The 11275-nt window shown below is 48.6% G+C and carries 13 protein-coding genes; 2 read left to right on the top strand and 11 right to left on the bottom strand.

Features of this window, described 5'->3' with window-relative positions:
- Positions 1 to 17: 17 nt before the first annotated feature.
- Entirely contained in the window at positions 18 to 632 is a 615-nt protein-coding gene (locus tag DP119_RS04135; RefSeq protein WP_112231944.1) for a TVP38/TMEM64 family protein, read from the bottom strand.
- Positions 633 to 793: 161 nt separating this feature from the next.
- On the opposite strand from DP119_RS04135, the gene DP119_RS04130 reads away from it, so the two are divergent.
- Both DP119_RS04130 and DP119_RS04125 read left to right on the top strand, forming a co-directional pair.
- A complete protein-coding gene (locus DP119_RS04130; RefSeq protein ID WP_112231942.1) occupies positions 794 to 1486 on the top strand; it encodes an AzlC family ABC transporter permease in 693 nt (230 codons plus the stop codon).
- Complete coding sequence (locus DP119_RS04125; protein WP_112231102.1) at positions 1486 to 1794, top strand: AzlD domain-containing protein; 309 nt, start codon at positions 1486 to 1488, stop codon at positions 1792 to 1794. Before DP119_RS04130 ends, DP119_RS04125 begins: the two co-directional genes overlap by 1 nt.
- Positions 1795 to 1805: 11 nt before the next feature.
- Here the strand turns inward: DP119_RS04125 and DP119_RS04120 are convergent, their stop codons facing one another.
- The 10 genes from DP119_RS04120 to DP119_RS04075 all read right to left on the bottom strand — a co-directional run bounded on the left by DP119_RS04120 (position 1806) and on the right by DP119_RS04075 (position 11240).
- Positions 1806 to 2063 (bottom strand): CsbA family protein, encoded by a 258-nt coding sequence (locus DP119_RS04120; RefSeq protein WP_101805147.1) that lies wholly within the window; start codon positions 2061 to 2063, stop codon positions 1806 to 1808.
- Positions 2064 to 2075: 12 nt separating this feature from the next.
- The gene (locus DP119_RS04115) at positions 2076 to 3233 is read right to left on the bottom strand and encodes a PDZ domain-containing protein (protein ID WP_240616368.1); all 1158 of its coding nucleotides are present in this window, start codon (positions 3231 to 3233) and stop codon (positions 2076 to 2078) included.
- A gap of 81 nt (positions 3234 to 3314) precedes the next feature.
- Positions 3315 to 4421 carry a trans-sulfuration enzyme family protein gene (locus DP119_RS04110; protein ID WP_112231100.1) on the bottom strand — a complete coding sequence of 369 codons (1107 nt, stop codon included), beginning with the start codon at positions 4419 to 4421 and terminating at the stop codon, positions 3315 to 3317.
- Positions 4421 to 5008, bottom strand: a complete 588-nt coding sequence (locus DP119_RS04105) for a redoxin domain-containing protein (RefSeq protein ID WP_205853833.1) — start codon at positions 5006 to 5008, stop codon at positions 4421 to 4423. Before DP119_RS04105 ends, DP119_RS04110 begins: the two co-directional genes overlap by 1 nt.
- Positions 5009 to 5177: 169 nt before the next feature.
- The gene (locus DP119_RS04100; RefSeq protein WP_112231098.1) at positions 5178 to 6662 is read right to left on the bottom strand and encodes a murein hydrolase activator EnvC family protein; all 1485 of its coding nucleotides are present in this window, start codon (positions 6660 to 6662) and stop codon (positions 5178 to 5180) included.
- Between the two features lie 111 nt (positions 6663 to 6773).
- On the bottom strand, positions 6774 to 7658 hold the full coding sequence (ftsX, locus tag DP119_RS04095) for a permease-like cell division protein FtsX (RefSeq protein ID WP_112231096.1): 885 nt from the start codon (positions 7656 to 7658) through the stop codon (positions 6774 to 6776).
- Positions 7648 to 8334: a cell division ATP-binding protein FtsE gene (ftsE, locus tag DP119_RS04090; RefSeq protein ID WP_112231094.1), complete on the bottom strand. Its 687-nt coding sequence runs from the start codon at positions 8332 to 8334 to the stop codon at positions 7648 to 7650. The genes ftsX and ftsE overlap by 11 nt, the downstream gene beginning before the upstream one ends.
- A gap of 266 nt (positions 8335 to 8600) precedes the next feature.
- Entirely contained in the window at positions 8601 to 8948 is a 348-nt protein-coding gene (gene cccB / locus DP119_RS04085; RefSeq protein WP_112231092.1) for a cytochrome c551, read from the bottom strand.
- Between the two features lie 54 nt (positions 8949 to 9002).
- On the bottom strand, positions 9003 to 9875 hold the full coding sequence (locus DP119_RS04080) for a YitT family protein (protein WP_112231091.1): 873 nt from the start codon (positions 9873 to 9875) through the stop codon (positions 9003 to 9005).
- A gap of 165 nt (positions 9876 to 10040) precedes the next feature.
- A complete protein-coding gene (locus DP119_RS04075; RefSeq protein WP_112231089.1) occupies positions 10041 to 11240 on the bottom strand; it encodes a cation:proton antiporter in 1200 nt (399 codons plus the stop codon).
- Positions 11241 to 11275 lie beyond the last annotated feature (35 nt).

Here is an 11275-nt window from a genome sequence, read left to right as displayed (position 1 = left end):
AAAGAACGACTTTCCTGTTAAGATAGCCTTTCTTTTTCGCGTTCTTCTTTCGCTCTCTTGAAGTCGGCTTCCACTCTCTTGTTCAGCCGCTTCTCGAGGATTTTACCGATGACATACAGCAGTACGATGACGGCAATGACGATGCCTGTGCGGACCGGTTGGGTGAACAATGCGCGGATATCGTAACCGACATAGGAAATCGTCAAGACCATGACGAACTTTCCGGCCATCAATGTCAGTAAATAATAATGGCGGCTGATATTCGATAACCCGGCCACCAAGTTGACCAATGCCGATGGCGTAAACGGGAAACACAGCAGCAAGAACAAAGGGCCGAAGCCATTGCGTTCCACCCAGTGGATGAGCCTTTCGACTTTCTCATGGCGCGTCATGAAATTCATGAATCGCGCCTGCCCGAACTTGCGGATCAGCAGGAAAACGGTATACGAACCGGCGACTGCCCCGCCCCACGACAGGAGAAAGCCGAGCCACAAACCATAAGCTGTCGCATTGGCGAAGACGAAGACAAAAAGCGGCAAAAACGGCAAGAAGGACTCAATGAATGGCAGCAAAAAGCCGATAAAGGGGCCGAATGCCCGGTAAGATTGTGTTAACTCGACGATGTTTTCCATAGTAAAAAAATCCGACATAGGCTCATTCCTTTTAAATTGCGCGATTTTTCAATAATGAATCCAAAAAGCGGGATAAAATATGCTATGCTATTATAATTACTTTACACTCTTTCTCCCGTTTTGGAAAAGAGAAATACTTGCGGCAAAAGGAGCGGAACAAATTGCAGGAACACGGATTTTCTTCGGGATTGAAAGCAGGTGCCAGCATCGCCATCGGCTATTTCCCGGTGGCATTGACTTTCGGGCTGCTGGCGAAGACGACAGGTTTATCGCTCATCGAAGCGACCGCCATGAGCATCTTCGTTTTTGCCGGCGCTGCCCAATACATATCACTTTCCCTTATCACAGCCGGCGTACTCCCGGTGCTCATAGTCGTCAATACATTCATCGTCAACATCCGGCATTTTCTGATGACTGCTGCGCTGAATGAAAAGATGGAACCAGATGCCCGCTGGAAGAAAGCGCTGTACGCATTCGGCATTACCGATGAAACGTTTACGGTGCTAGCCACTCAGCCGGGCGACAAGATCCGCACCTCATTTGCCGCGGGCGTCATCGTTATTTCCTACGGAAGCTGGGTTGTGTTCACCTCTCTCGGGCATTTGATCGGCGCCAGCCTCCCTGCGTTTTTGCAGGCTTCCATGTCAATCGCACTTTATGCGATGTTCGTCGGCTTGCTCGTGCCGTCCATGAAGGGCAACCGGAAAGTCGTCAGCTTGGCGTTGATCGCCGCCCTCTTCAATTCGATGTTCTATTTCACCGGCTGGCTGTCCACCGGCTGGGCAATCATGGTCTCGACTCTCGCTTCAGCCATCGTCATTGAAATGATTTCACGGAAAGGAGTTGCTGCCTGATGGGTGCTTGGTTTTGGTGGATGATTTTTGGAATGGCCGTTGTTACATATATTCCACGTGCAATACCGTTAACCTTTCTGGAAGGCCGCGAGTTGCCGGAAGCCGTGCAGAATGTTTTGCGCAATATTCCTTATGCCGTGCTCGGCGCATTGATTTTCCCTGCCGTTTTCTTCATACAGGAAAACGTCTGGTTCGGCGTCATCGGGGCCGTTTCCGCCTTCGCCATCGCGTTTGCCGGGGCGAACGTTATCCTTGTCGTACTCGGGACCATCGCCATTCTCTCCGTATACGGACTTTGGTTCGGATAAGAAAAAAGCCGTCACTCATTTTCATGAGCTTCGGCTTTTTTTCTTTTATGATACATATTGCTCGCATACCAGAAACCAGCTGTTAAAGAGGCGGCGTTGACGACGAACAACAGCCATGTATGGGTAAAACCGGCATAAACGGCCGCGGCAATCAATGCCACGGTCAATATGAGGCCGACATAATGGTTGAACGTCACGCGCGTAAACAGGATAACAAGAAGCCCGGGCACAAACAGCGATAGGAAAAACTTGGTCACCATTGACTCCATATTCTTCTCTCCTTACTCGACAATCAAGAGACCCAGGCGGTGATGGTCATGGCGGAAGACGACATGCTGCCGCAAACGCATTTCCAGGTTATGATCAATTACTTCCAGGCGGCAATGCGCTGCATTGAGCTGGATTGCTTCGTATAGTTCCGTTTCATTCGTAACGGTCGTGCCGTTTACTTTGCGGATGATTTCCCCGCGCACAAGCCCCATTTTCTCTGCAGGAGATCCCGGAAGAACGTCGATGATCATGACGCCTTGCGCTTGTGGTGTCACGGTGTAATTTCCGCTGCGCTCTTTCTGTGCATAATACAAGCTAATTCCCAAACGGAACAATGCTCCGGCGGCCAGCGCGATAATCGCCATCGGCTGCCAAAGAAAACCGAATAAGGCAAGGACGATCGTCAACACAGCTGACCAAGCGACCGATTTCGCGATTTTTGGATACAAATAAACAGGCAGCGTGCGTTTGCTGCGCCCTTGGAAACCAAATACCAGCGGGAACAAAATGAATGAAAAGGCCGTTTCCCCGATCGGCAGCTGTGGCCAGTACGGTGCGTATTCGGAAATCATTTCTCCAGGGACGACCAGAACAGCCGGTATCAGCCATAGGCGGCGTGAAATATAGGCAGCGGCACGCAATCCGCGAGCCGATTTATGCAAACGCGGCGAAGCGGCAGCGGCAGCTGACTTTTCGACCATGCGGCTTTCGATGAATAGCAAAAGCCCTGCAATCAACGCGACTGAAATGAGCCAGCCGTCCGCAAGCCCCCTGCCCGTCATTTCGGCGAACCCTAGATTGATCACCCAATCATTGGCTTCGAACAACCAAACGACCAGCGCAGCCGCTCCCGCCAAATAGACAAAAGAAGCCAGGTGGTAAAAACCTGTCAGCATGACGATAATGCTCACGATGCTGAGTGCAATCAACCATTCCATCGGCACTGCCAAACCGGCAGCAGCCACGATGGCCGATAAGATCAACGCATACAACCAGCCATCTTTCAGCAAGCGTTTAAATTCTGTTCCGCCATACACGATCCGCGTGCGGAAAATGCGGCGTTCTTTTTTAACGCGAAAATATCCAAGCATCGTCGCAGCAAATAATGCGACATAAAAAACAGGGTTAAGAAAAAACATGGCAATCGCCATCAAAAAATCCGTTAACACTCCACTGACACCATCCTTAAGCTAAATGAACTTATCTTCCATTGTACCAAAGATGCAGGGATAGCCCTACATCTTTTTCAATCAGTTAAACGCCTGCTGCAGCTGCCCAAGGATATCTTCAATGCCCTCGATTCCGGCGGAAAGCCTGACGACGCGCTCAGTTACACCGATCCGCGCTTTTTCTTCTGCGGATAATGCACGGTGAGACGTGCCGAATGGATAAGAGACGGTCGTTTCGACACCAGCCAAAGTCGGAACAATCTTGATCCAGCCGAGTGAAGAAAAGAAGGCTGAGACGTCGGCAGTTTCAGGAAGTTCAAATGAAACAATCGCGCCTTTCCCTGGATACCACACCCGTGCCTTGTCTTGCAGGAAGTCGGCAATCGCCTGTGCATTGGCGTTTTGCTTTTCCATACGAAGCGCCAATGTCTTGATGCCGCGTATCGTTAGCCATGCTTCAAAAGGACTTAAGTTCATGCCGAGATTCACGACACGTTTTGTGGCTTCTTCGATTAAAGCAGGATCGCCTACCAATACGCCTGATGTGACATCACTATGCCCGCCAAGGTACTTGGTGGCGCTATGTACGACCAAATCCACGCCTTGTGTATAAGGTGTAAACGTATAAGGCGTCGCGAATGTATTATCGATCATCACTTTAACGCCGTATTGATTTTTCAATTGGACGAGCCCCTCGATGTCTTCGATCCGCAGAAATGGATTGGTGATCGATTCGCTCAACATCAATTTCACTTCAGGGAAATCAACCAAAATCTGTTCAATCGTGCCGCTTTCCGAGAAATCCGCGAAATGCACCGTAATGCCGAGCCTTCTCAACTCTTCTTTCAATAAATGGAAAGTCCCCCCGTATACATCCTCTGCAGCGAGGATGTGGTCTCCTGCTTCCGCAACGGACAGGATGCCGGCGAGTATAGCTGACATCCCCGAAGACGCAGCAACGCCTCTCGGGGCACCTTCTAGCTGTGCGACCGTCTGGCCGAGTACATCCGTATTCGGGTTGGCTGTCCGTGTGTAGAGATAAGTCCCGTTTCCTTCGTAATAGCCTTCAAGCTCTTCCAAAGAAGAAAAAGCAAAAGCTGATGTCTGGTAGATCGGCATGACTTTCGGGCGGATTGTCCGCTCTTCCATACTTGCCGTGTGTACAGATTTCGTATCGATTGATGTCATTAAGACTCCCCCTCATTGATTTCGTCTATAAATCCATTCATCATTTCTTCATCCATCGGGCCGACAATTTTATGCAGGACACGCCCCTCTTTATCTATGATGTAGGAAGTCGGTATGGAGAACGCCTGGTAGAGCGCGCCAATATCCCCATCCACATCCATCGGGATCGGAAAGCTCAAGCCGAACTCTTCGACAAAGTTTTCGATTTCCGCCATGCCCCGGTCTTCTGTCGTCAAATTGACAGCTACCACTTCGACATCGTTGTCTTGCTGTTTCTCGTAAAAAGTTTGCATATGCGGCATCTCTGCACGGCAAGGCGGGCACCATGTTGCCCAGAAATTAAGGATAACCGCTTTTCCGCGGTAATCCGACAAGCGCATTTCCTCGCCTTTCAAGGTCGTCAATTCGAAGTCGGGAGCCAGCTCGCCTCTTGCCAGGCCTTCATCGGTCGGCAAAAAGTCGACATTGCTGCCAAGTGCCATGTTATTCAGGGCCCGGTCCTCTTTTTGGCTGTCAAAAACCGCCCATACAGCCAAAATGATAACCAAAACGGCGGCTATCAGGAGCCCGGTCATTTTTTTCGACATTCTTTTCACTCCATTCCGTTACCATCATACGATAAACAAACTGCCTGTAGCCAGTAAATTCGCCGTAATTATTCCGCAACAAATTGTGTCATTGAAAAAAACCGCCAAGGCACCTTCCCCAACTTCACAAATACTGAAGCAGAGGGAATGGCCTTGACGGCTTTTCGGTTTAATAAGAAAGGTAATTGGCTGGATTTACCGCATTGCTGCGCGAACCGTTCCAAGACCCAACGTGGATTTCAAAATGTAGGTGTGGGCCTGTCGAACGTCCGGTACTGCCCATCCCACCGATATATTGGCGCTGGCCGACTTTCTGGCCGACCGATACACCGATCGAGCTCAAGTGAGCGTACACCGTCGCATATGGCTGGCCATTGATCGAGTGGTTGATGATGATGACATTGCCGTAACCGTTCATTGAACCTGCATACGAAACGAATCCTGCAGCTGATGCGACGATAGGCGTTCCTGGGCTATTGGCGATATCGTAGCCAAGGTGCGTCTCAGCACCCGCCCCGATGTCACGCCCGCCAAACCCTGAAGTGTGGCGCCCTGATGCCGGCATGACAAAGTTTGCCGATGGCTTGGCGACAGGAGCTGGAGCTGGAGCCGGCGCCGGCGCCGGTGCTGGTGCGGCGCTAGCTTTGCTGGCACTTGCTGCAGAAGATTTAGCTGCCGCTTTTTCCGCCGCTGCCCGTTCAGCTGCCGCTTTTTCTGCTGCCGCACGCTCAGCTGCCGCTTTTTCCGCTGCGGCTTTTTCTGCTGCCGCTTTGCGTTCAGCTTCTGCGATGCGCGCACGTTCAGCTTCTTCTTGCTGGGCCAATTTCGCCATGCGGGATTGCTGTCCCATAATCTGCTTTTCGAGTGCAGCATTGACTTCAAGCGCTTCTTCGTGCTGTGCTTCCAAATTGTTCTTTTCTGAAGCTAAACGCTTCTGTTCTGCTTCCATTTGTTTTTTCAAGCCTGCTTGTTCTTTTTTCTGGCTATCCAATGAAGCTTTCAATGAAACAAGTTCTGCACGGCGCTCTTCTTGGTTGGCGAGGATCGTTTCAACCGCCTCTTTTTTGGCAGCCAATTCTTTTTTATCGGCCGCTTGTTCTCGCATGATTTCACGGTCGGCTTCGATCAAGGTGTTGACTGCCGAAAAACGGTCGATAAAGTCGATGAAGCTATTGGCGCCCAACAGGACATCTATGTACTCGACAGACCCGCCGCTCATTTGAATAGCGCGTGCACGTTCTTTCAGTAATTCCGTACGTTCATCGATTTTGTGTTCAAGTTCTTTGATCGCTTCTTTCAATTCATCGATTTCTTCTTTGGTTTGGTCGATTTCTGCTTGGACTGTATTGATCTTGGCCTGTGTTTCCTGCATTTTCTTATCCAACTGCTGGATTTCAGAGACGATACGGTCGAGCTTTGAAGACGTTTCCTTGATCTCGCCTTCTTTCTTTTGGATACCCGAGCTTAATTCCTCTTCTTTTTGTTCCATTTTTTTTCGTTCTTTTTCCAATTTTTGCTGTTCTTTTTGGACTTGCTGTTGCTCCTGTTCCAATTCATCCAGCTTGCTGCTGTTTGCGTGTGCACTAGGCATCAGCAAAGATAATGCAAGAATAGATGAAACACCGGACAACATCCATTTAGACTTCGAATTCAAGTTCGTTTTCCCCCTTTGGATTTACGTTCTTTTTCTATGTCTGTATTTTATTTCCTAATTTATGTAAGCTTTAGGCCTATGGTTAACATGCGACCATAGGCCTTGGATTGATTATACACGCAAAAACTTGCGAATGGACATAAAACTTCCCCAAATACCGATAAAGACACCCATCGCCAAAATCAACGCGCTCACTTGGTAAATGAAAGGTGAAAACTCCAGCAGCTGGAAGAGTTCTCCGCTTAGTCGAGGCTGTGCGAATTCGGTGATTTTCTGGTAAAGCAAGACGACAAGCCCGATCGGGATGATAGAACCGAGAATCCCGAGCCACATGCCTTCCAGAATGAACGGAACGCGGACAAACCAATTGGTCGCCCCGACGAGTTTCATGATCTCGATTTCCGTACGGCGCGCCACGATCGTGATGCGGATCGTATTCGAAATCAAGAACATCGCTGTAAATAATAATGCCAAAATGAGGACCAGGCCGACATTGCGCCCTGCGTTAAGGAAATTGAAGAGCTTTTCGATTTTCCCTTCCCCATATTCCACGTCTTCGATGTATTCAAGCTGGGCGATTTCTTTCGCTACTGTTTCTGTCTGTTGAGGTTCTGTCGCTTTGACATAGAAAACGTCAAATAATGGATTGCTCTGCTCGAACAAACTGAGCTCTTCGCCAAAATCGAGGACGAGGTCGGTCAATTCCTCTTCTTTTGTTGAGAAATCGGCTGACTCGACGCCATCGAGACCGGATATTTCTTCCTCAAGCCCTGCGACTTCCTCTTCTCCTGCATCAAGCGACACGAAAACCTTGATTTCGACATCGTTTTCAAGGTCATCGGCCACTTTGTTGAGGTTCATCATGATCATGACGAATACCCCTACTAGCAGCAAAGTGACGGTGACGGCGCTGACAGACGCAAAGGTCATCCAGCCATTCCGGCCCAGGCTCTTTAGACTTTCTTTGATGTGGCGGCCAAATGTTCTAATCTTCATAGCCGTAATCACCTCCGGCTGCGTCGCGCACAATCAGCCCGCCTTCAATGGCAATGACGCGATGTCTTAACTTGTTGACGATTTCCCGGTTATGGGTCGCCATGATGATGGTCGTCCCTGTCGAGTTGATCTGTTCAAAAAGATTCATGATATCCCAAGACGTGTCAGGGTCAAGGTTACCCGTCGGTTCGTCGGCAATCATGATTTTTGGCGTATTGACGATTGAACGGGCGATGGAAACGCGTTGCTGTTCACCGCCGGATAATTCCCTCGGAAACATTTTCGCTTTATGCTTCAGCCCGACCATGTCCAGGACTTCCATGACCCGCTCTTTGATGACTTGCGGTTTTTCTTCGATGACCTCGAGTGCAAACGCAACATTTTCATAGACATTCAAGCGCGGCAAAAGTTTGAAATCCTGGAACACAACGCCGATGTCACGGCGCAGGAAAGGCACTTTCCGGTTCTTCAATTTCGCGATATCTTTTCCATTGATGAGCATTTGTCCTGATGATGGCCGTTCTTCACGATACATCATTTTGATGAACGTGGATTTACCGGCTCCGCTCGGCCCGACGATGTAGACAAATTCGCCCTGGTCAATCTCAACATTCAACCCGTTGAGTGCCACAATGCCGTTCGGATATTTTTTGTAGACATTCTTCATTTGTATCATTAATAAACCACCTATATTATTCAGCCTTATGCCAAAATTAGATTTCCCAAGTACATAGCAAATTTTGCAGCACGGTTATTATAACACTCCTAAACCCCTTTTTTGTTACAGTTACATTTCAATTCAGACTCAGTCTCGATACAAAGAATTATCTGAAATTTTAATATTATCAGGTCTTAATTCATCATTTATTACCTTATTTTTACCATATATCTATAATAATGCCTTGTTTTGTGCAAAAAAAATAAACCGGGCTCAATGCCGGTTTATTGTTGGTTCGCAAGATATTCTGCTACAGCTGTTGCTTCTTCACCTTCGATGATGTTCGGAGGCATTGCACCTTGCCCGTTTTCAATAATTGATAGGATTTCTTCTTGTGACAAGCGAGATCCCACGTCATTCAATGCCGGGAAGTTGCCTTGGCCCTCCAAGTTTTCACCGTGGCATGAGATACAGTTTTGCTGGATGACTGCTTCTGCATCCACTGTCGTTGTTTCAGTTTCCGTTTCGCCGCCAGTATCAGCAGGCTCTTCAGGAGATGTTTCTTCACCGCCGCCGCATGCGCCAAGGACCAGAACGGAACCGAACAATACGGTCATCAATTGCTTTTTCATGGAAATCCTCCTCTTTGTCTTGCTATTTTTACCTTCTATAGGAGTATACCAAATTTACGCACGTTTGAAACCTTCCCCAAGCACTTCAGAAGCGTCCGACACGATGACGAAAGCTTGCGGGTCGATTAATTTGACCAGCTGTTTCAACTTCGTGAATTCCGTCTGTGGGATCACGACCATCAAAATCGGTTTTTCATTTCCCGAATAGCCTCCGGTTCCAGTCAATTCCGTAACGCCTCTATCGACTTCCTCGTAGATGGCATCCCGAATTTCCACTTGCTTGTTCGTGATGATATACACCATCTTCGAACGGCTGAATCCGACCTGCACCAAATCGATGGTTTTAGTCGTCAAATATAGCCCGATCAATGCATACAATCCTTTTTCGATATCAAACACGATGGCAGCTGCCAGTACGATCATGCCGTCGATGATGGCAACGCTCGTGCCGAGAGTCAGGCCGGTATACTTGGTGATGATCTGTGCTGCAAGATCCGTTCCGCCAGTTGAAGCTTTTCCGCGGAATACGATCCCCAGCCCAAGACCGACCATGATGCCCCCGAACAATGAGCCGAGCAGCGGATCTAACGTCCACGCTTCCCAGTCTTCAGTCAGGAATACGACAAATGGCAAAAACACGGTACCGACGGCAGTCTTGATGCCGAAATTCTTTCCGAGCAAAATGACGCCTGCAATGAACAACGGTATATTGAATGCCCACTGGACGAATGCCGGTTTCCATTCGAATAAGCCGAATAGAATCGTACTGATGCCGCTGACTCCGCCCGAGGCCACTTCGTTCGGCAATAGGAACACGTTAAATGAAATGGCGACAATCGCTGCGCCAGCCAGAACAGCGAGATAATCCAGCACACTCGTCAATACTGGATGTGGATCTTTTGATTTGCGTATATTTCGTTTACCCATAAGCTGTTATTCCTCTTCTTTCTATATTCACTTGAACCCTGTCAGAGTATAGCAGACCCCCCGTTTTTTGTGAACTTCATCTGGATAAAGCATTGAGGCTTCCGAAACTGGACAGCCGTTTTGCTTGTGTCGTTTGTCGTGCCCTGTTTTTCCGTGTGCGCATTTTCATTGAAGGTTTTTCAATACTTTCGACAAGGGATAGATGCCGATGCTCTGAATAACGAGAGAAAGCAAAATTGCCGCAAAGGCCAGTGAAATCAGTACTTGGTCTTGTCCCGAGGCCGTTTCTTCCAGCCATAGGAGCAGCGCGACTGACATGGCGCCTTTGATTCCTGACCAGGCAGTTAATGTGATTGTCGAAAAATCATTCTTGAACTCATGTCTCCACTTAGGCACCCCGTAAATGAACAGGGCAATGACGATAAAGCGGACGATGACGGCCAACAGGAAAATGACGATCGCGAACCACCAGCCGGAAAAAGCGAGATATTCCGCACCGCGTATGCCGATTAACAGGAACAGCACCGCCAATAAAATTGGCGTGACGATATCCCAAAAACCATCCAGCGATTGCGGTAGCGTATCTTCCTTGATTTCCTTGCCCATTTCATAAGCGACGAATATACCGGCTCCCACCGTCGCAAGCACGCCCGACACCCCGATGGCTTCGCCAATGTAAAATGCCCCGTAAGCGCCAACGACGCTCAACATGACTTGATACTTTTTATCATGTGTAAAACGGATTGTCTTGCTCATCAACCAGCCGATCGCGATTCCGAGAATGACGCCCCCGATTGAAACGAGCAGTAATTCCGCAGTGAATTTCCCTAATGAAAACCCGTTCCCGGTTTGATACATCGACAGGAAAATGGTGAAAAAGACAATACTCGTGCCATCATTGATCATCGATTCCCCTTCGACGACGTCAGCAATCTGTTCCGCCCCGCTGCTTTCCTTCAGGATGGTCGTTACAGATACCGGATCCGTCGGAGTCAGGATAGCTGCCAGCAAAAACGCGGCAGTAAGGGACAACGCGGTAAATATACCTCCCGCCAAGTATATGGACAAGCCAAGCAATACGACAGTGAAGATCAGGCCTAGCGTACTCAATGTGATGATGATGCCGATATTCTCCTTTAATTGCTTTAAAGGAAATTGATAGGCCGACGTAAATAAAATTGCCGGCAAGAAGACGTTGAAGATGATGTCCTTTGAAATATTGAATCCGGCGAAATACGGAATAAATGACAGTCCCAGCCCGATTCCTACCAGCACTACTGGAACTGGGAAAAAGTTCTTTTTGATGTCGATTGTATAGACGATATAGCCGATAACCAGCAAAATCAATAATTGATGGGTCATCATGCCCAACCCCTCCTTGGCAAATTCAAGCATCTTCT

The sequence above is a fragment of the Planococcus maitriensis genome (assembly GCF_003289925.1).
Lineage (GTDB): Bacteria > Bacillota > Bacilli > Bacillales_A > Planococcaceae > Planococcus > Planococcus maitriensis.
This window is presented reverse-complemented; position numbering and strand designations above follow the sequence as displayed.

Bases quoted from the DNA above. Each gene is read 5' to 3' on its own strand.
- DP119_RS04110 (WP_112231100.1), bottom strand. From the start codon at position 4,421: ATGACATCAATCGATACGAAATCTGTACACACGGCAAGTATGGAAGAG.
- cccB (WP_112231092.1), bottom strand. From the start codon at position 8,948: ATGAAAAAGCAATTGATGACCGTATTGTTCGGTTCCGTTCTGGTCCTT.
- DP119_RS04105 (WP_205853833.1), bottom strand. From the start codon at position 5,008: ATGTCGAAAAAAATGACCGGGCTCCTGATAGCCGCCGTTTTGGTTATC.
- ftsE (WP_112231094.1), bottom strand. From the start codon at position 8,334: ATGATACAAATGAAGAATGTCTACAAAAAATATCCGAACGGCATTGTG.
- DP119_RS04080 (WP_112231091.1), bottom strand. From the start codon at position 9,875: ATGGGTAAACGAAATATACGCAAATCAAAAGATCCACATCCAGTATTG.
- DP119_RS04075 (WP_112231089.1), bottom strand. From the start codon at position 11,240: ATGATGACCCATCAATTATTGATTTTGCTGGTTATCGGCTATATCGTC.
- DP119_RS04135 (WP_112231944.1), bottom strand. From the start codon at position 632: ATGGAAAACATCGTCGAGTTAACACAATCTTACCGGGCATTCGGCCCC.
- DP119_RS04120 (WP_101805147.1), bottom strand. From the start codon at position 2,063: ATGGAGTCAATGGTGACCAAGTTTTTCCTATCGCTGTTTGTGCCCGGG.
- DP119_RS04125 (WP_112231102.1), top strand. From the start codon at position 1,486: ATGGGTGCTTGGTTTTGGTGGATGATTTTTGGAATGGCCGTTGTTACA.
- ftsX (WP_112231096.1), bottom strand. From the start codon at position 7,658: ATGAAGATTAGAACATTTGGCCGCCACATCAAAGAAAGTCTAAAGAGC.